Below are 18807 nucleotides of genomic sequence, written 5' to 3'. Positions count from 1 at the left end.
TCCGGTCGACGGTCACAAACATCAGCTGCCGCCAGGTCGCAGGTTTCAAGGATCAGGGAGATGGCAAAGCCTCTGTCGCGGTTCCACCACCACCTCTGGAAGCCTTGATCTTGGCCATGAATGAGGCGGTGGTGGGTGACCCTGGAATCGAACCAGGCGTGGGTCTCCCCGGCGGAGTTACAGTCCGCTGCCGCACCTTGCAGCTCGTCACCCGACGAGGGCGGGGTGTAGCGAAGGGGCCGGGGGGCGTCAAGCAGGTTTTTCACCTGTGCGCGGCTGCGGCTGCGCTTGCCAAAATCGGCCCGGCAGCGCACAGAGAGCGAAACAGGAGCATGCGATGAAAAAACCGTCCTGGGTGATCGACAAGGAACGCGCCAAGCGCGCGGCGGCGGCCGAGACGCTGTGGCTGTTTGGCCTGCATGCGGTGCGTGACGCGCTGATGAACCCCGCGCGCGAAAAGCTGCGCCTTGTTCTGACGAAGAATGCCGCCGACAAGCTGGGCGCGGCGATTGCGGCGGGCGGTCTCGCGCCCGAGATCATCGACCCGCGCAAGTTCGATTCCCAGGTGCCGCTCGGCCCCGATCAGGTGCATCAGGGCGCCGCGCTCGAAGTGAAGCCGCTCGATTGGGGCAAGATTGGCGATGTTGCCCTCGAAGGCGCGGGGGCGCCGCTTGTGGTGCTTCTGGACCGGGTGACCGACCCGCATAACGTTGGCGCGATCCTGCGCTCGGCAGAGGTGTTTGGCGCGCGCGCCGTGGTCGCGCCGCACCGCCATTCCGCCCCCGAAACCGGAGCTTTGGCCAAAACCGCCTCTGGTGCCCTTGAGCGCCAGCCCTATCTGCGGGTGGTGAATCTCTCGGATGCTATGCGCGAGCTGCAAGAGATGGGCTACGTGCTTATGGGCCTTGCCGGTGAGGCGCAGATGACATTGGCGGAAGGGCTCGCGCAGGCCGGCTCGCGGCCCGTGGGGCTCGTGCTCGGCGCCGAAGGGCCGGGGCTGCGCGAAAAGACCCGCGACACCTGTGACATGCTCGTGCGCATCCCCTTTGCCTCCGATTTCGGCTCGCTCAACGTCTCCAATGCGGCGGCGATTGCGCTTTATGCGGCGGCCGCGCGCTGACGGGCGCCTCCGCGAGGTTCACGATCAGGCGATTGCGCGCCTTTTGCGCGCCGCGACCCTTTAACGCGGGTTTTACAAACCTATGTCTCACTCATGCCGCGCAGCTTCGGAACCGCTGCGCGCCAAGTCACTGTCCCTCGTTCCACACTTTCACGCCCGGACCCTTGTGGTTCGGGCGTTTTTTCCGCCGGAGGGTGCCATGAGCGATGATGATCTGCGCGAGATCTTCACAGAAACCAGAACCATCGCCGTGGTGGGCTTTTCGGCCCGGCCGGACCGCCCTTCGCACGAAGTCGCGGCGTTCTTGCAGAGCCACGGCTATCGGGTGATTCCCGTCAATCCCGGTCTTGCCGGGCAGGAGCATCTGGGCGAGCGGGTTTATGCAGATCTGAAAGAGATCCCGCGCGAGATCGCGGTGGATATGGTCGATATCTTCCGCGCCCCGGAAGCGGTGCCCGCGCTCGTGGCCGAGATCCTCGCGCATCGCGGCGAGGTGCGCACGATCTGGATGCAACTCGGCGTGGTGCATGAGGGCGCAGCGGTGGCCGCCCGGGCGGTGGGAAAGCGTGTGGTCATGGACCGCTGCCCGAAAATCGAGCGGCCGCGGCTCGGAATGTGAGCGCGCTAGGGGGGCGCTGCCCCCCTCTTTGGCTGCGCCAAATTCACCCCCCGGGATATTTGGACAAAGTCGAAGGCAAAAGCCTCGTCTTCGACTTTGCCTAAATATCCCGGGGGGAGTCGCGGCACGCGACGGGGGGCAGCGCCCCCCGCCCCGGTCAGCCCTTCACCGCGGCGGCCGCCTCGATGATCGCTTCGGCGATGAATTCAAGCTCGGGGCGGGTGAGGCGCGCGGGGAGCCGCGTGTCGCAGGCGCGCATCAGCATCGCGCGGGTCTTCGGCAGATCGGGGAGATCGCCGAGGAACTGCCAGTTCCAGTAGGCGCGGGCATTGTCTTGCGAGAGGCCAAACACCTGCACGCCGATCCCGCGCGCCTTTGCCTCGTCTTGCAGCCGCAGCGCTTCGGCATCGCTCCAGTCTCCGACCAGATTGAACTGCAGGCTGTCGGGCGCGCGGGTCTCGGGGCCAAGCGGCGGGGGCACGTCGAGCCAGGGGCTCTCGTTGAGTTTTGTGGCAACGTAATCATGGTTCGCCAGCCCGTCGCGCACGCGGCGCGGCACCTCGGCAAGCTGCGGGCGGATCACCGCCGCCGAGAGGTTTTGCATCCGCGTGTTGTAGAGCGGCAGCTTGTTTTGCCAGTGATGGAAGCTGTTTTGCAGCCCCGGATGTTTCTTCCAGTTATGCTCATAGGCGCCCGACATGATGATCGCGCGCGCGGCAAGCTCGGGGTCATCCGTCACCAGCACGCCGCCTTCGCCCGCATTCACAAGCTTGTAGCTCTGAAAGCTGAAACAGCCGATCTTGCCGATGGTGCCGATTTTCTGCCCGTGCCAGAGCGTGCCGAGGCTGTGCGCGGCATCCTCGATCACCGGCACGCCCCTTGCATTCGCAAGCGCCATGATCGCATCCATATCCGAGGTATGGCCGCGCATGTGGCTGATCATCACCGCCGCGATCGTGTCGTCGAATTTGGCGCGGAAATCCTCAAGGTCGATGCGGAAATTCTCGCCCACTTCCACCAGCACCGGCGTGCAATCGGCGTGCAGGATGGCAGAGGGCACGGCGGCGAAGGTGAAGGCAGGCACGAGCACGCGCGCACCGCGCGGCAGGTCGAGCGCCTTCAGCGAGAGGAACAGGGCGGCCGAGCAGGAGGCCACGCAAACCGCGTAGCGCACGCCCATCATTTCGGCAAATTCGGCCTCAAGCTGCGAGACCGGCGCATTTTCGGAGGTATAGCGGAAAAGGTCGCCCGAAGAGAGCAGCCGCTCGATCTCGGCGCGAGCGGCCTCGGGGATCGGTTCGGCGTCGTAGCAGTTGGGGGCGGTCAGTCCATCACGGGGCATGTTCAGCTTTCCTGAATGTGACATTCGGGAAAGCTTTAGGCCCGCGGGAGAGGAAGGCCAAGTGAAACTTTGGCGACGCGACCGAGCGCCGCTCAGAGCCCGATCCGGTCGCGCAGCGAAAACCAGCCCATCCCGGCGACGAGCAGCGGCCAGCGCAGCCGCGTTCCCCCCGGAAAGGCGGGCTGGGGCAGGCAGGCCATCACGTCAAAGCCATCGCCCGTGGCGGTGGTCGCCTCGGCCATCAGCCGCCCGGCGTGAATGGCGAGCGCCACGCCATGCCCCGAGAAGCCCGAGGCCGAGAGGCAATTGGGCGCGGGGCGGCGGAAGCAGGGCATCCGGTTCACGGTGATCGCGAGCGTGCCGCCCCAGGCATGGGTCAGGCGCACGCCCTTGAGCTGCGGATAGATCTCTTCGAGCGGTTTGCGCACCTTGGCGGCAATATCGCGCGGGAAGCGGTAGCTCACTGTTTCGCCGCCGCCAAAAATCAGCCGATCCTCATGCAGGCGCCAGTAATTGACCACGAATTTCAGATCATGCGCGGCGATGTCACGGGTGAAGACCTCTTGCGCCCGCGCGCCCAAAGGCTCGGTCGCGACGATGTAATTGTTGATCGGCATCACGCGGGCGGCGATCTCGGGCTCAAGCCGGTCGAGGTAGCCGTTCGCGGCCAGAATCACCTGATCCGCGATCACATGGCCCGCAGCCGTTTCCACCCGGCTCGGGGCGTTGGCGGTTGCCCCATGCGCGATCTGGGTGACGGGCGACATCTCGTAAAGCACCGCGCCCGCGGCCTCCGCCAGCCGTGCGAGGCCGAGGCAAAGGTTGAGCGGATGCACATGGCCCGCATCGCGGTCAAAATCGGCGCCGATAAAGCGCGGCGAGGGGATCAGCGCTTGCGTGGCGGCGCGGTCGAGAAGGTCGATCTTGTCGTAGCCGTAATGGGTGGCGAGATGCTCGGCCTCTTCGGTGAGCCAGCGCAGCTCAGAGGCCTTGCGCGCGGTATGGGCAATGCCGCGATGGGTTGGCACGCCCGCCTCGGCGGCAAGCGCATAGGTGAGCACCTTCGCTTCCTCGGCCATGTCCCACAGCCGGCAGGCAACCGCCCGCCCCATCATCTTTTCGAGCGTGATCATGTCGAGCCGCTGGCCCGAGCCGATCTGCCCGCCATTGCGCCCGGAGGCACCAAAGCCCGCGCGATGCGCCTCAAGCACAACGACGCGCCGGCCCGCGCGCGCCAGATGCAGCGCGGCAGAAAGCCCGGTGTAGCCCGCGCCCACCACGCAGACATCGGCGCGGATCTCGCCCTTGAGGGCCGGGCGTGCGGGCGCGGCATCGCGTGTGTCGGCATAAAAGCTCGCCGGGTAATACCCCGGACGGTCATTGGCAAAGAGCAGGTTCATGCGTCACACGTTGAGCAGCAGGTGTTCACGTTCCCAGGGGCTGATGACCTGGAGAAACTCCTTGTATTCGTTGCGCTTCACCGCCTCATAGACGGTGCAGAACTCGATCCCCAGCACCTCGCGCACAGGCCCGCTGTCGGAGAAGATGTCGAGCGCGTCGCCGAGGTTGTAGGGCAGGTCGGTGTCGCTCATATAGGCGTCGCCGATGCATTCGGGGCGCGGCATGCGCTTTTCTTTCAGCCCCAGATAGCCGCAGGCCATGGAGGCGGCGAGGCCGAGATAGGGGTTGCAGTCCATCCCCGCGAGGCGGTTTTCAAGCCGCCGCGCCGCCGCGCCAGAGATCGGCACGCGCAGCCCCGTGGTGCGGTTGTCGCGGCCCCATTCAAGGTTGATCGGGGCGGCAAAATCCGGGACGTAGCGGCGGTAGCTGTTCACGTAGGGCGCAAGCAGCGCCACCACCGCGGGCAGGTGCGTCTGCATCCCCGCAATGAAATACATGAACTCGGCGCTTTCCGCGCCATCGGGTTCGGAAAAGATGTTCTGGCCGGTTTTGACGTCGATCACCGATTGGTGGATATGCATCGCCGAACCCGGCTCGCCCTCGATCGGCTTGGCCATGAAGGTGGCAAAGCAATCGTGGCGCAAAGCCGCCTCGCGGATCAGCCGCTTGAAGAAAAAGATCTGGTCGGCGAGCGCCACAGGGTCGCCATGCGCAAGGTTGATCTCTACCTGACCCGCGCCGCCTTCCTGCAAGATGCCGTCGATCTCGAAGCCCTGCGCCTCGGCGAAATCATAGATGTCGTCGATCACCTTGCCGTATTCGTCGACCGCCGACATCGAATAGGCCTGTTTGCCCGCGGCGCGCCGCCCCGACCGCCCCATCGGCGGGATGATCGGCTGGTTCGGGTCGAGGTTGCGCGCAACGAGAAAGAACTCCATCTCGGGCGCCACGATCGGCTTCCAGCCCTCGGCCTCATAAAGGCTGACAATGCGCTTGAGCACGTTGCGCGGCGCCACCGGCACCGGGTTGCCCTGCTGGTCATTCACATCATGGATCACCTGCAGCGTGATATCGGCGGTCCAGGGCGCGGCGGAGGCGGTGGCCCAGTCCGGCGTCAGGATCATGTCGGGCTCGGTGAAGGCGCCCATCGGGTTATCGGTCCATTCCCCGGTGATGGTTTGCAAAAAGATCGAATTGGGCAGGAAGAACCGGTCCTGATAGGCGAATTTGGAGGCGGGCATGGCCTTGCCGCGGGCAACGCCGGCAATATCGCCGACGATGCATTCCACCTCATCGAGGCGGCGGCCGGCAATGTAATCCTGCGCGGCCTTGGGGATCAGATCAGTCCATGAACGGGTTTTGTGAGGCATGACATTCGCTTTCCGAAAAAGGGGGGAGGGGCTCGGTCAGGCGAAAGGGTCGGGCATCAGCCGCGCCAGCGGCTCGCCTTCGGCGATCATTCCGGCGCGCACACCCGCGCGGTCCGGTTTGGCGCGGTTTTGCGAAAGTTTCAGCTTGCCTTCCATCGACTGCACGTCGATTTCCAGCCCGGTGATGGCGCGCAGCTGCGCCATGATCGCGCCCGGGCGGGCGCTGGTCAGCAGCCCCGGCGGAGGCGCGGCAATCAGCGCGCCGAGCGTGGCACCATCCTTTTCGGCAAAGGCGGGCAGCCGATACATGCTACCCCCGCCTGAGGAAGAAATCGGCGATGCGCCGGGCAATGCGGCCCGAATCATTGCCCTGCCCAAGCTTTTCGCGCGCAGCCGCCATCAGCGGGTCGGGCACAACACCGGGGCCGCGGGTGGTGATCAGCCCCTCGACGAACGCATCGCGAAATTCGGGATGCGCCTGAATCGTCAAGGCGGTCTCGCCATAGACGAGCGCGGCATTGGCGCAAAACTCATTGCAGGCGATCACGCGCGCGCCCTCGGGGCGGCGCGTCACCTGATCGCGGTGCCAGGCGTTGAGGGTGACGGGCTCGCCCTCGAAATCATAGGTCTGCGGGCCAACCGCCCAGCCGCCCTCGTAGCGCTCCACCTTGCCGCCCATCGCCTGGGCGATGATCTGATGGCCAAAACAAATCCCCACCATCGGCACGCCCGCGTCGATGGACTTGCGGATGAAATCCTCAAGCGGGGGAATGAAGGCGTGATCTTCATAGGCGCCATGGCGCGAGCCGGTGATCAGCCAGCCGTCGCACTCATGCACATCGGCAGGAAACTGCATGTGCTCGACATCATAGCGCTGAAAGCTCAGCTCCGGGTGTGCGAGCAGCACGGTGAACATGTCGGGGTAATCGCCCGCTTCCTCCCGCAGGGGTTCGGGAGATTGGCCTGTTTGCAGGATGCCGATGCGCATGGACGTCTCTTGATTGGATAAGTCAGGGTAGACCTCGCGGCGGCGAGGAGCAAGGGCCGCTGCCGCCCCGCGCCGCCCCCCCTCCCGGATATGTGAAGCCGGCAAAAGCGCGGTGGCTTCGACTTTGTCCAAATATCCCGGGGGGGGGCCCGAAGGGCGGGGGGCAGCGCCCCCCTCAGACGGTGTCGAGATAAAGCTCGGTCTGCTCTTCTTCCGAAAGCTCCGCCATGTAATGGATCTCCTGACGCTTCGTCATCAGGAAGTTCTCGATCAGCTCTTTTTCAAAGATGCGCCGGATGAACGGGCAATTGTCGAAATTGTTGATCGCCATGTTCCATGTGGCGGGCAATTGCGCGAGCCCCTGGGCATAGGCATTGCCGATGATCGGATCGTCGGGCGTCATCTTGTCCTCAATGCCGACCAGCGCGGCGCCAAGGATCGCGGCAATCATCAGATAGGGGTTCACATCGCCCCCCGCGACGCGGTGCTCGATGCGCCGCGCCGCCGGGCCGGAGGCGGGAATGCGCAGCGCGGCAGTGCGGTTTTCATAGGCCCAGCCAATGCCGGTCGGCGCATGGGCATTGGGCACGAGCCGGGTGTAGCTGTTTTGATGCGGCGCAAAGATCAGCGTCGAGCCCGGCAGCGCCGCCATGCAGCCCGCCACCGCTTGCCGCAGCGCATCGGAGCCCTTTTCGGAGCCATCGTTGAAGATGTTGTTGCCCGTCTCGTCAAGGATCGAGAAATGCGTGTGCATGCCGTTGCCCGACCACATGTCATAGGGTTTGGCCATGAAGCTCGCGGCAAAGCCGTGCTGGCGCGCGAGCCCTTTCACCAATTGCTTGAAGAACCAGGCATCATCGGCGGCTTTCAGCGGGTCGGGCTGGTGCACCAGGTTGAGTTCGAACTGCCCCGGCCCGGCTTCCGAGATCGCCGTGTCGGCGGGAATGTCCATCGCCTCGCAGGCCTCGTAGAGCGCGGTGAAAAAGGCATCAAAGGCATCGAGCGCGCGCAGCGAGAGCGTCTCGCCCCCGGTGCGACGCTTGCCCGAGCGGGGGCTTGGCGGCACGCGCAGGGTTTTGCCGGAATCGTCGATCAGGAAGAATTCGAGCTCGGTCGCCACCACCGGCGTCAGCCCCTGTGCGGTGTAGCGATCCTTCACCCGCGCAAGCGCCTGGCGCGGGTCGCCCGCATAGGGGCGGCCATCCATGTGGAACATCCAGATCGGCAAAAGCGCGGTTGGCGCCTCCAGCCAGGGCATCGGCAAAAACCCGCGCTCGGTGGGCAGCAAAAGCCCGTCGCAATCGCCGGTTTCGAACACCAGCGGGCTTTCCTCGATGTCCTCGCCCCAGATGTCGAGGTTCATTACCGAGAAGGGAAACCGGGTTCCCTCGGTAAAGACCTTGGGCGCAAACCGCGCGGGGATCCGTTTGCCCCGCGCCACCCCGTTCAAATCAGCCGCTGCCACGCGAATGGTGCGCACCTCGGGGTGTTCTTTCAGCCAGTCCATATCTCACCTGATGATTTGCGGCCTGATCCTCAGCTTGGGGCGGGTTTGCCCGGGCAGATGCCGGTTCAGGCGGCGGTTGATCATCCCGAAGAGCCCGATCACCGTCAACGTGACAAGGATGAAATAGAAGGCCGTGATCGGGTAGGGGATGAAGGGGTTGAATGTCTTGTCAGCGAAGAATTTCGCGTAATAGAGCGCATCGCCGCGTTGTTGATAGGCCGGAAAGCCCGAGAAGAACACGAGCGTCGTCGCATGAAAGAGGAAGATCGCCTCGTTCGTATAGGCGGGCCAGGCAAGCCGCAGCATGGTGGGCCAGAGCACGCGGCGGAACTTCGCAAAGCCGGAGAGCCCATAGGCGTCCGCGGCCTCGATATCGCCCTTGGGCACGGCCATCAGCGCGCCGTGGAAGATCTCGGCCGAATAGGCGGAGGTGTTCAAAAACAGCACAAACAGCGCCCCCGCCCAGGCCGAGGTGGTCCAGGAGGTCTCGATGGTGAGGCCGAACACATTGATCCCCGCTTTGGGCAGCATCACCAGCAGCTCATAGGTGAGGAAGAACTGGATGAAGAGCGGCGAGCCGCGGAACAGGAAGATGAACCATTCCGACGGGCGGCGCAGCCAGCCCCGGGGCGAGGCCTTGGCGAGCGCGAGGGCTGTGGCAAAGAAAAAGCCGAAGGCCACGGCCAGCACGCCAAAATAGATGTTCCAGATCAGCCCCGAGCCGATCAGCGTGAACTCATGGCACAGCGTGAAATCGCTTCGCGGCAGCACCCGCTCGCCAAAGCCGAGCGAGCGGAAGGCGTAATCGGCGATGATCTGGGGGCAACTGTCGCTCATGCCGCGGCCTTCCGTTGCTGCTCTCCCGCCATCGTCGCCTGACCGCGCGAGAGTCGCGCGGAAATCCGGCCCAGCACGATCTCGGAGACCTTGGTCATGGAGAGGTAGAACACCAGCAGCACCAGCACATACCAGAACCGCCAGTCCGGGTGCGGATAGTCGTAGAGTTGCGATTTCGTCGCCCCCAGCTCGCGCGCCCAGTAGACGACATCCTCGACCCCCAGAAGGAACAGCAGCGGTGTCGCCTTGACGAGGATCAGCCAGAGGTTCGAAAGGCCCGGCAGCGCATAGGTCCACATCTGCGGAATGAGCACACGGCGGCGCACCTGCGCGGGCGACATGCCATAGGCCTCGGCCGTTTCAAGCTGCGCGCGCGGCACCGCATTCATCGCCCCGTAAAGCACATTGGCGGCAAAGGCGCCGAACACGACCGCAAAGGCGATCACGGCCAGCGAAAAGCCGTAAACCTCATGCCAGATCTGCGGGGTGGAGGAGAGCGGCAGCTTCGCCGCGGCACAGACGGTGAATTCGTTGTTGGCCCAGACGGGGGTGCCGTCATGCGGGCATTTGTAGAGATAGCGCAGATATTCGAGCCCCTGGTCCATGGCGACGGGCACGAACAGGAAAAACACGATATCCGGGATGCCGCGCACCATTGAGGTGTAGAGCTTGCCGAACCAGCGGAGCGGGGCAAAGGGCGAGCGCGCGGCAATCGCGCCGCCAAAGCCGAAGGCGAGGGCGACGGGCGCCACAATCACCATCAGCGCGATCACCACGAAGAACGAGCCATAAAACATCATGTGCTTGCCTGTGGTCAGGTAGCACAGCAGCCAAGAGAGGCCTTCGAGGGTTTTCGGATCGGCGCAGGTGTCGAACATCGGGAAAATCGCCGCAAGGAAAGGGCGCGGGGGCAGGCCCCGCGCCCGGATCAGGTCACATCAGAACAGCGCGGCTTCGTCGCCGAACCACTTTTTGATCATCGTGTTGAGCGAGCCATCGGCTTTCATCTCGGTGATCACGGCGTCGAACTTCGCTTTCAGCTCGGTGTCGGATTTGCGCATGCCGATGCCGATGCCGCCGCCAAGCGGCACGTCGTCGCCGTCCCAGACAAGTTCGCCGCCTTCGGTGACGAAGGGCGCGAGCGCGTCCTTGTCGGCAAAGACCGCATCGGCCTCACCGTTCTTCACCGCGGCCACGGTGTCGTCGAGCGTGGAGAACTCAAGCAGCGTCGCGCCCGATTTTGCAACGTGATCGGCCTGAATCGTGCCGACCTGCGCCGCGACCACGCCCTTGATGTCGGCATCGGCGGTTTTCGCCGCATAGGCCGAGGCCGCCGGCGGGTAATAGTTCTGGCTGAACATGATCGTTTCTTCGCGCTCGGGCGTGATGCTCATGCCGGCGATGATCGTGTCATAGTTGCCCGAGAGCAGGTTCGGGATGATGCTGTCCCAGTCGTTGGTGACCCATTCACAGGTCAGCCCGGCCTTGGTGCACAGCGTGTCGCCCAGTTCGCGCTCGAACCCGTCGACTTCACCCTTGTCGTTGATGAAGTTGTAGGGAGGGTAGGCGCCCTCGGTGCCCATGCGCACGACATCGGCGGCAAGGGCGGTGCCGGCGCTCAGTGCGAGCACGGCGGCGGTCAGGATCAGCTTTCTCATGGCTCTCTCCACTTTTGGGGTCGTCAGTCAGGTCGGCGCGGAGGCCGACAGGAATTGTTGCAGGCGTTCCGATTTTGGCGCGCCAAAAAGCGTCGCGGGCGGGCCCTCTTCCTCGATCCGGCCCTGGTGCAGAAACACCACATGGTCGGAGACCTCGGCCGCGAGCCGCATATCATGGGTGACAAGGATCATCGTGCGGTGCTCGCCCGCGAGATCCTTGATCACTTTCACCACCTCCTGTTGCAGCTCGGGATCGAGCGCAGAGGTGGGTTCATCGAACAAAAGCGCCTCGGGCTGCATGCACAGCGCCCGCGCGATCGCCGCGCGTTGCTGCTGGCCGCCCGAAAGCTGCGCGGGCCAGTTTTCGGCCTTGTCGCCGATGCCGACCTTGGCCAAAAGCGCGCGCGCGAGCGGCTCCACTTCGGCGGGCTTGCGCCCAAGCACGGTGACCGGGGCCTCCATCACGTTTTGCAACACCGTCATGTGGCTCCACAGGTTGAACTGCTGGAACACCATGGAAAGATTGGTGCGAAAGCGCGTCACCTGCGCGCGGTCGGCGGGGCGGCGGGCAAGGCCGGAGCCCTGCCATTTCACCGCTTCGCCCGCGAAGATCACTTCGCCCTGCTGGCTGTCTTCAAGCAGGTTGCAGCATCGCAAAAGGGTGGATTTGCCCGATCCCGAAGAGCCGATCAGCGACACCACATGGCCCTTCTCGGCCCGGATGGATACGCCCTTGAGCACCTCAAGGGTGCCATAGCTCTTGTGCAGGTTTCGGATCTCGATGACGGGTGCAGTCTCTGTCACGTTTCGGCTTCTCTTTGTCCGGTCGGTCAACTTGGCGCGATTTTCGGGCAGATTGCAACGGCCTCTTGGTCAGAAATCCGCTCAGGCGCCAAAAGGACAGGCAGCCGCACAGCGTTTGAGCAACTGCCCGGTTCAGCCGCGCTGCGCCGCCACCCGTTTGCGCGCCAGGCCCGAATCGCGGTCGCTGACGCCGAGCAGGTTTGCCGCAAGCCGGATCAGCGCATCTTCCTCGGGGGCGCGGGCATTGTCGGCCAGTGCCACCTGCCACATCGCCTCGATCACGCCGATGCGGTCCTCATAGGCGATCTTGTCTTTCAGCGCGCGGGTGAAACGCACGGTATCGGGCGCCTCCGCCTCGACCGTCTCGGCCTCCATCCGCAGCGTTTGCGCCTCGGCCGGGCTCAGCCCGGCGCGCATCGCCAGCACGCGCTCGATATGCGCGCGCTCGGCATCGCCGTAATGATCATCAGAGCGCGCCAGGCGCACAAGAAGCGCTGCCAGCGCCATCTCGGCATCGTCAGCGGTCAACGGATCGGGGTGCGGGGCCGGATCGCCCAGAAGGCCGGCAAGAAATTTGAACATGCCTCCACTCTAGCGCCGCGCGTGGCGGGGGCAAGCCCGTGACGGTGCGTTGCCGTCTCGCGGGCACTTGAACGAACCGGTCTAGCGAGGATATGGTTCCCTCAGGGGGACATGATGAGCCAGGTGACACAAACGAGCCGTACCGAGATCCGGCGCGGTCGAAAATTCGATCAGGTGATCGAGGGCGCGCGCAAAGTGTTTTTGCGCGACGGGTTCGAGGGCGCTTCTGTCGATGACATCGCCCGCGAGGCGGGGGTGTCGAAGGCGACGCTCTACAGCTATTTCCCTGACAAGCGGCTTTTGTTCATGGCGATCGCCAGCGGCGAATGCGAGCGGCAGGCGAATGAGGCGGTAGAGTTCATCTATGCCGGAGAAAAACCGGTCGATGAGGTGTTGCGCTACGCCGCAAAAGTGCTGATTGACTATCTGACCTCCGATTTCGGGCGCCAGACCTATCGTCTTTGCGTGGCGGAGAGCGACCGGTTTCCCGCGCTCGGCGAGCAGTTCTATGCCTCGGGCCCGCTTCTGGTGCGCCAGCGGCTCACCGAATATCTGCGCAGGGCAGCGGCCAAGGGCGAGGTGGTGATCGAGGATTACGATCTGGCCGCCGATCAGTTTGCCGAGCTTTGCAAGGTGGACATCCTCGCCGGGTTGATGTGCGGGGTGATGGGCACGCTCACCCCGGAGCGGCGCAAACGCATCATCGACGGCGCGGTGGAGATGTTCCTCGCCCGCTATGGTGCCAAGCGCTGAAACGCCAAAACATTGCGAGAACGGCCCGCCGCACGGCGGGCTTTTTTATGTCCGCCACATCTTTGAGACGAGGGGCGGGCGATAAAATGAAAACGCGCCCCAAGGGGCGCGTTTCCGTTCGGTCGGGAGAGAAGGCTCAGTGCTTGCCTTTGTAAGGCGCCCAGAGCCGCTTGTTGGTCAGATAGAGCAGCACGGAGAGCAGGCCGAGCAGCACCACGGCCACCATGCCCATCTGTTTGCGCGCCATCATCTTCGGTTCCGCCGCCCAGGTCAGGAAGGCCGCCACGTCATAGGCCATCTGATCCACGGTCGCCTTGGTGCCGTCTTCATATTCGACCTGATCCTCGACGAGCGGAGGCGGCATTTGCGCCCAGCTGCCGTGGGTGATCTTCACACCATTGGCGTCCTTGCAGCTGTCCGGCACGCCGCCGGGCTGGAAGGTCTTGTTGTAGTAATAGCCGTCGATCCCGTCCGGCGCACAGGGCGGGTTTTCTTCAAAGCCGATGACGTAGTTGTAGATGTATTCCGGGCCACCGATGCCCTTGAAGAGCTGGTTCATGCCGGTGCCGTTCGGGCCCGAGAAGCCCTTGCGCGCTTTCGCCATCACCGAAAGGTCCGGGCCCATGCCGTCGCCGGTGCGGGTCGGGAAGAAGTCGGTTTCCTTGCGGTCACGTTCCTCGCCGGTGTCTGCGTCGACAACCTGATCGAGGCCAGCGGCGTATTCACGCACGAAAGCCGGGTCGAACTGCGGCCCGCCGTCATCCGCGAGCGTGCGGATCGGCACGAATTTCATGCCGTGGCAGGAGGAGCAGACCTCGTTGTAGACTTGGAAGCCACGACGCAGCTGGGCCACGTCATAGGTTCCGAACGGGCCTTCGAAGCTGAAGGCGACGTCGGGCACGTTGTCGCCCGAGGCCATCGCCCCACCGGCGCTGATCACCAGCGCGGAAGCGGCAGAGATGAGAAGCTTTTTCATGATGACTGTCCTCTTCTCTCACTCGGCCGGATTGCCGTAATGGCTGTTGAAGTCTTCCTCGATCGTCGCCGGCATCGGCAGCGGTTTCTCGGTCGCGCCGAGGAGCGGCAGGATCACGAGGAAGTAGGCGAACCAGTAGGTGGCCCCGATCAGCGAGATGGTCGCATAGGGCTCTTCGGCCGGCATCGCACCCACCCAGGCGAGGACGATGAAGTCGACGACGAGCAGCCAGAACCACAGCTTGAACTTCGGACGGTAAACGCCCGAGCGCACTTTCGAGGTGTCGAGCCACGGCACCAGCGCCATCGCGATGATCGCGCCGAACATGGCAAGCACGCCGAAGAGTTTCGCATCAACGATGCCGAAGGTCAGGCCGTCCACCAGAGCCACCGCCCAGACGTCGGCGGTGAAGGCACGCAAGATCGCGTAGAACGGCAGGAAGTACCATTCCGGCACGATATGCGCGGGCGTTTGTAGCGGGTTCGCCTGGATGTAGTTGTCGGGCTCGCCGAGGAAGTTCGGCATGTAGGCGACGACAGCAAAGAACACGAGCACCACGACGGCCAGCGCGAACAGATCCTTGATCACGAAATAGGGCCAGAAGGGCAGGGTGTCCTTTTCCACTTCCGCTTTCGAGCTGCGACGCACTTCAACACCGGTCGGGTTGTTGTTGCCCGTGGTGTGGAACGCCCAGATGTGGATGGCGACGAGGGCCGCGATCACGAAGGGCAGCAGGTAGTGCAGCGAGAAGAAGCGGTTGAGCGTGGCGTTGTCGACCGCCGGGCCACCGAGGAGCCATTCCTGCACCGCCGGACCAAAGCCCGGGAAGGCGCCGAAGAGGCCGGTGATCACGGTCGCGCCCCAGAAGGACATTTGCCCCCACGGAAGCACGTAGCCCATGAACGCGGTGCCCATCATCAGCAGATAGATGATCATGCCGATGATCCAGGTCACTTCGCGCGGCGCCTTGTACGAGCCGTAGTAAAGGCCGCGGAAGATGTGGATGTAAACGGCAAGGAAGAACAGCGAGGCGCCGTTCGCGTGAATGTAGCGCAGCGCCCAGCCGCCGTTCACGTCGCGCATGATGTGCTCGACCGAGGCGAAGGCCATATCGATATGGGGCGTGTAATGCATCGCCAGCACAACGCCGGTGACGATCTGCAGCACCAGCGTGAAGGCCAGAACGATCCCCCAGATCCACCACCAGTTGAGGTTTTTCGGGGTGGGGATCATGATCGTGTCGTAAATCAGGCTGACGATCGGCAGGCGATCATGCAGCCACTTCTCGATGCCCGTTCTGGGCTCGTAATGGTCGTGCGGAATTCCGGACATGTGTCTTCCCCTCAGCCCAGCTTGATCGTGGAGTCGTCGACGAAAGCGGCGACCGGGATATCGAGGTTGCGCGGCGCAGGGCCCTTGCGGATGCGGCCCGCGGAATCGTAGTGCGAGCCGTGGCAGGGGCAGAACCAGCCGCCGAAATCACCCGCCGCGCCGCCCATCGGCACGCAGCCGAGGTGGGTGCAAACCCCGAGCATCACCAGCCACTCGCCGGCTTCGTCCAGCGTGCGGTTCTGGTCGGTCGCCTCGGCGCCGGGCTTGTTGGCGTTTTCCGCCGATTTGTCGCGCAGCGCGTCCAGCGGCACCGACCGCGCAAGGTCGATATCTTTTTGGTCACGGCGGCGGATGAACACCGGTTTGCCGCGCCATTTCACCGTCAGCTGCGTGCCCACCTCGACGCTGGAGATGTCAACGAAAATCGAGGACAACGCCTTGACGTCGGCCGAAGCGTTCATCTGGTTGATCAGCGGCCAGACGGCCGCACCTGCCGCCACGACCCCGGTCGCGGCGGTGGCATGGTAGAGGAAATCCCTCCGAGTGCCTTCGTAGTCTTCTGCGTGGGACACGTGTCTTCTCCCTTCCCGAACTTGAATGACAAGCCGATGCGCCATTGCAGGCCGCACGGGGTGCGGCCAAACATGGCTTTCCGTTTAACGCCGCGGCCCTTGTCAGTCCAGCAGACAATCACAATGGGGTGAGGCGAAATGCCGCAAGATCGGGCGAGTCGCGCTTTTATGTCGCTGCCTCATGGGCTTGGCTGCGCTAACAGCGTGCCAAGGTGCTTAATCCGGCGCCAGCATGTAACCCGCGCCACGCACCGTCTGGAGATAGCGCGGCTCGCGCGGGTCGGGCTCGATCTTGCGGCGCAACCGGGTGATCTGGACATCGACCGCACGGTCGCCCGCCGCCTCTTCCCCGCCTGCCGAGCGGTCCCGGCCAAGCTCCTCGATCAGGTCGGTGCGCCCGATCACCTCGCCCGGGCGCGCGGCAAAGATCCGCATCAGCGCGGCCTCGGTCGCGGTCAGGCGCACCAGCGCATCGCCCTGCCACAGCTCGCCGCGCTCGATCTCATAGCGCAGCGGGCCAAGGCTGATGAATTTCGGCCCGCGCGCCACCGCCTCTGGCACACGCCGCAAGATCGCATTGATGCGCAACAAAAGCTCTTTGGGTTCAAAGGGTTTGGGCAGGTAGTCATCGGCCCCGGCCTCAAGCCCCTCGATCCGGTCACGGGTCTCGCCGCGCGCGGTCAAAAGCAGGATCGGGGTCGTGAGTTTGCTGCGCAGATCGCGGGTGAGCGACAGCCCGTCTTCGCCGGGCATCATCACGTCCAGCACGATCAGGTTGAACTCGAGCCCGGCCAGCAGCTTGCGGGCATGTGCGGCGTCGCGCGCGGCGGTGACAAGAAAACCGCTTCGAATCAAGAACTTCTGCAAAAGCCCCCGAATCCGTTCATCATCATCGACAATCAGCAGATGTGGCGCGGCGGCACTCATGCGTCATCCTTCAACATCTGGTAATGGCGGCGCAGGTCCGGGTCCATCATCGCCTCGAGCACCTGCCGGAAGCCCGCCACCGCTTGCGGACCGGCGGCGCGATAGGCCGCGCGCATCCGCGCCCGCTGCGCCTCGGTGAGCGCGCGCTCCAGCGTCTCGCCGGCCTCGGTGAGGTAAAGATGGCGCTCGCGCTTGTCGCGCTTGCCCACCCGGCTCTCGACCAGCCCATCTTCGATCAGCGTCCGCAGCACCCGGTTCAGGCTTTGCTTGGTGACCCCCAGAACCGAGATCAGCGTGGTCACGGTGAGCCCCGGTTCGCGGTTGATGAAGTGGATCGCGCGGTGATGGGCGCGGCCATAATCGTGCTTGGCCAGGATCCGGTCGGGATCGGCGGTGAAGCCCCGATAGGCAAAGAACATCGCTTCGATGCCCTTGCGCAATTGCTCGTCGGTCAGAAACAGGAGCGTCTCGCCCCCGGGTGCCCCGGTATCGGCCATGTGATCCTCACTTTTCGCCTTTTTAGGGCAGCCTTGTTGACTTTCCAAGAATCAATTGTTACCGAGGCGCGGAAATTGCGCAACTTTATGTCCGAGGTGGCCCTAATCTGCGCAATTTGTGAAAATCGAGGCTCGATAGGAGGGCAGGATGACCGGTGCATATGATGATCGTGACGGCAAGATCTGGATGGATGGCAAGCTGATCGAATGGCGCGATGCGAAGGTTCACATCCTGACTCATGCGCTGCATTACGCCTCTGCCGTGTTCGAGGGCGAACGCTGCTATGACGGCAAGATCTTCAAGGGCGTGGAGCATTCGCAGCGGTTGCGGCATTCGGCGGAGCTGCTGGACATGGAAGTGCCCTATTCGGTCGAGGAGATCGAGGCCGCGAAATACGCGATGCTGAAGGCGAATGGCTGGACCAATGCCTATGTGCGCGTGCTGGCCTGGCGCGGCGCGGGCGACGACATGGGGGTCTCGGCGCGGCGCAACCCGGTGCGGATGGCGGTCGCGGGCTGGGAATGGGGCAACTATTACGGTGATGCGAAGATGAAGGGCGCAAAGCTCGACATCTCGAAATGGCGCCGCCCCGATCCGCTGACGATCCCCTCGGCGGCGAAAGCCTCGGGGCTCTACATGATCTGCACCATGTCCAAGCACGCCGCCGAGGCAAAGGGCTGCTCGGACGCGCTGATGATGGATTATCGCGGCTATGTCGCCGAGGCGACCGGGGCGAACGTGTTCTTCGTCAAGGATGGCGAGGTGCATACGCCGCTGCCGGATTGCTTCCTCAACGGCATCACCCGGCAGACCGTGATTGCGATGATGCGCGAGAAGGGCATCACCGTGCATGAGCGCCACATCGAGCCGGTGGAACTGGCGGGCTTCGAGCAATGCTGGCTCACCGGCACGGCCGCCGAAGTGACGCCGGTGGGGCAGATCGGCGAGTTCCGCTTTGAGGTGGGCGCGCTCACCCGCGACGTGGCGCAAAGCTACGAAAAGCTCGTGCGTGCCTGAAACGACATCGCCTGCCGACCCCGGGGCCGACAGGCGACGCACGTCACATCCCCGGCCCGAAGGCCGGGGGTCGAGGAAAAAGGCTGGGCCGAACACTCCAGGGGCGCGTCGATGACGTGCCCTTTTCCTTGCCAAGGCCCATCGCCTGCCCCCGGTCTGGCGGCAGGGTTGCACAAATGGCCCAAGATCGGCGCCGATGGCACGCCTGAGCGCTACCGGCGCCGGGTCTGCCCCGGCGGGGTTGGATCGTCTTCGGGCTCAGCCTTCCGCCTTGGCGTCTTCGCGGTCAATGCGCAGGAACTCCCGCACCTTCGCCGCCCCGCGCTCGGCGGGCCGTTGCGCAAGGGTTTCCACGGCGGGATGCACGCCCTCCTTGCGGTCGATGTCGAGGAATTGCTGCGTGCGGCTGCCTTCGGCCTGCGGCGCGGCATGGTCGATGATGTGACGGGTCATGTCTGCCTCCTCCAACTTCATCGCTTGCACCCTAGCACAGAATCGCGCCCG

General features: G+C 64.2%; 21 protein-coding genes and 1 tRNA gene. 4 read left to right on the top strand and 18 right to left on the bottom strand.

The window, feature by feature from the left end; genetic code table 11:
* Window positions 1–129 precede the first annotated feature (129 nt).
* Window positions 130–213: transfer RNA gene (locus tag ACFSM0_RS05675), tRNA-Tyr, on the bottom strand.
* Between the two features lie 124 nt (window positions 214–337).
* Between ACFSM0_RS05675 and rlmB the strand changes: the two genes are divergently transcribed.
* Window positions 338–1120 (top strand): 23S rRNA (guanosine(2251)-2'-O)-methyltransferase RlmB, encoded by a 783-nt coding sequence (gene rlmB / locus ACFSM0_RS05670; RefSeq protein WP_377388195.1) that lies wholly within the window; start codon window positions 338–340, stop codon window positions 1118–1120.
* Window positions 1121–1319: 199 nt separating this feature from the next.
* Window positions 1320–1739 (top strand): CoA-binding protein, encoded by a 420-nt coding sequence (locus ACFSM0_RS05665; protein ID WP_377388193.1) that lies wholly within the window; start codon window positions 1320–1322, stop codon window positions 1737–1739.
* A gap of 157 nt (window positions 1740–1896) precedes the next feature.
* Here ACFSM0_RS05665 and ACFSM0_RS05660 read toward each other — a convergent pair whose 3' ends face one another.
* The 11 genes from ACFSM0_RS05660 to ACFSM0_RS05610 form a co-directional block, all read right to left on the bottom strand.
* Window positions 1897–3081: a DegT/DnrJ/EryC1/StrS family aminotransferase gene (locus ACFSM0_RS05660; protein WP_377388191.1), complete on the bottom strand. Its 1185-nt coding sequence runs from the start codon at window positions 3079–3081 to the stop codon at window positions 1897–1899.
* A 92-nt stretch (window positions 3082–3173) separates the two neighbouring features.
* A complete protein-coding gene (locus ACFSM0_RS05655) occupies window positions 3174–4481 on the bottom strand; it encodes an NAD(P)/FAD-dependent oxidoreductase (protein WP_377388189.1) in 1308 nt (435 codons plus the stop codon).
* Window positions 4482–4484: 3 nt separating this feature from the next.
* The gene (locus ACFSM0_RS05650) at window positions 4485–5852 is read right to left on the bottom strand and encodes a glutamine synthetase family protein (RefSeq protein WP_377388187.1); all 1368 of its coding nucleotides are present in this window, start codon (window positions 5850–5852) and stop codon (window positions 4485–4487) included.
* Window positions 5853–5888: 36 nt separating this feature from the next.
* The gene (locus tag ACFSM0_RS05645; protein WP_377388185.1) at window positions 5889–6161 is read right to left on the bottom strand and encodes a hypothetical protein; all 273 of its coding nucleotides are present in this window, start codon (window positions 6159–6161) and stop codon (window positions 5889–5891) included.
* A 1-nt stretch (window position 6162) separates the two neighbouring features.
* On the bottom strand, window positions 6163–6840 hold the full coding sequence (locus tag ACFSM0_RS05640; RefSeq protein WP_377388183.1) for a type 1 glutamine amidotransferase: 678 nt from the start codon (window positions 6838–6840) through the stop codon (window positions 6163–6165).
* A gap of 175 nt (window positions 6841–7015) precedes the next feature.
* The gene (locus ACFSM0_RS05635) at window positions 7016–8347 is read right to left on the bottom strand and encodes a glutamine synthetase family protein (RefSeq protein WP_377388182.1); all 1332 of its coding nucleotides are present in this window, start codon (window positions 8345–8347) and stop codon (window positions 7016–7018) included.
* Window positions 8348–8350: 3 nt separating this feature from the next.
* A complete protein-coding gene (locus ACFSM0_RS05630; protein WP_377388180.1) occupies window positions 8351–9184 on the bottom strand; it encodes an ABC transporter permease in 834 nt (277 codons plus the stop codon).
* On the bottom strand, window positions 9181–10062 hold the full coding sequence (locus tag ACFSM0_RS05625; protein WP_377388178.1) for an ABC transporter permease: 882 nt from the start codon (window positions 10060–10062) through the stop codon (window positions 9181–9183). Before ACFSM0_RS05625 ends, ACFSM0_RS05630 begins: the two co-directional genes overlap by 4 nt.
* Before the next feature lie 60 nt (window positions 10063–10122).
* Window positions 10123–10842, bottom strand: a complete 720-nt coding sequence (locus ACFSM0_RS05620) for a transporter substrate-binding domain-containing protein (protein ID WP_377388176.1) — start codon at window positions 10840–10842, stop codon at window positions 10123–10125.
* A gap of 27 nt (window positions 10843–10869) precedes the next feature.
* On the bottom strand, window positions 10870–11646 hold the full coding sequence (locus tag ACFSM0_RS05615; protein ID WP_377388174.1) for an ABC transporter ATP-binding protein: 777 nt from the start codon (window positions 11644–11646) through the stop codon (window positions 10870–10872).
* A 132-nt stretch (window positions 11647–11778) separates the two neighbouring features.
* A complete protein-coding gene (locus ACFSM0_RS05610) occupies window positions 11779–12228 on the bottom strand; it encodes a tellurite resistance TerB family protein (protein ID WP_377388172.1) in 450 nt (149 codons plus the stop codon).
* A 114-nt stretch (window positions 12229–12342) separates the two neighbouring features.
* Between ACFSM0_RS05610 and ACFSM0_RS05605 the strand changes: the two genes are divergently transcribed.
* Window positions 12343–12981, top strand: coding sequence for a TetR/AcrR family transcriptional regulator (locus tag ACFSM0_RS05605; protein ID WP_377388170.1), 639 nt, complete (start codon window positions 12343–12345; stop codon window positions 12979–12981).
* 136 nt (window positions 12982–13117) lie between these two features.
* Here the strand turns inward: ACFSM0_RS05605 and ACFSM0_RS05600 are convergent, their stop codons facing one another.
* The 5 genes from ACFSM0_RS05600 to ACFSM0_RS05580 all read right to left on the bottom strand — a co-directional run bounded on the left by ACFSM0_RS05600 (window position 13118) and on the right by ACFSM0_RS05580 (window position 17285).
* Complete coding sequence (locus ACFSM0_RS05600; RefSeq protein WP_377388168.1) at window positions 13118–13957, bottom strand: cytochrome c1; 840 nt, start codon at window positions 13955–13957, stop codon at window positions 13118–13120.
* An 18-nt stretch (window positions 13958–13975) separates the two neighbouring features.
* A complete protein-coding gene (petB, locus tag ACFSM0_RS05595) occupies window positions 13976–15289 on the bottom strand; it encodes a cytochrome b (protein WP_377388166.1) in 1314 nt (437 codons plus the stop codon).
* Window positions 15290–15300: 11 nt separating this feature from the next.
* Window positions 15301–15861, bottom strand: a complete 561-nt coding sequence (gene petA / locus ACFSM0_RS05590) for a ubiquinol-cytochrome c reductase iron-sulfur subunit (RefSeq protein ID WP_377388164.1) — start codon at window positions 15859–15861, stop codon at window positions 15301–15303.
* Window positions 15862–16077: 216 nt separating this feature from the next.
* Window positions 16078–16788: a response regulator gene (locus tag ACFSM0_RS05585; protein WP_377388162.1), complete on the bottom strand. Its 711-nt coding sequence runs from the start codon at window positions 16786–16788 to the stop codon at window positions 16078–16080.
* The gene (locus ACFSM0_RS05580; protein ID WP_377388160.1) at window positions 16785–17285 is read right to left on the bottom strand and encodes a MarR family winged helix-turn-helix transcriptional regulator; all 501 of its coding nucleotides are present in this window, start codon (window positions 17283–17285) and stop codon (window positions 16785–16787) included. The genes ACFSM0_RS05585 and ACFSM0_RS05580 overlap by 4 nt, the downstream gene beginning before the upstream one ends.
* Window positions 17286–17433: 148 nt before the next feature.
* Here ACFSM0_RS05580 and ACFSM0_RS05575 point away from each other — a divergent pair, with 148 nt between their 5' ends.
* Window positions 17434–18303: a branched-chain amino acid aminotransferase gene (locus tag ACFSM0_RS05575; RefSeq protein WP_377388158.1), complete on the top strand. Its 870-nt coding sequence runs from the start codon at window positions 17434–17436 to the stop codon at window positions 18301–18303.
* Window positions 18304–18561: 258 nt separating this feature from the next.
* On the opposite strand, the gene ACFSM0_RS05570 is transcribed toward ACFSM0_RS05575, so the two are convergent.
* On the bottom strand, window positions 18562–18756 hold the full coding sequence (locus ACFSM0_RS05570; RefSeq protein ID WP_377388156.1) for a hypothetical protein: 195 nt from the start codon (window positions 18754–18756) through the stop codon (window positions 18562–18564).
* Window positions 18757–18807: the final 51 nt, after the last annotated feature.

The sequence above is a fragment of the Rhodobacter lacus genome (assembly GCF_042683065.1).
GTDB lineage: Bacteria > Pseudomonadota > Alphaproteobacteria > Rhodobacterales > Rhodobacteraceae > Rhodobacter > Rhodobacter lacus.
The sequence above is the reverse complement of the archived record's forward strand: the minus strand, read 5'-3'. Positions and strand labels throughout refer to the sequence as shown.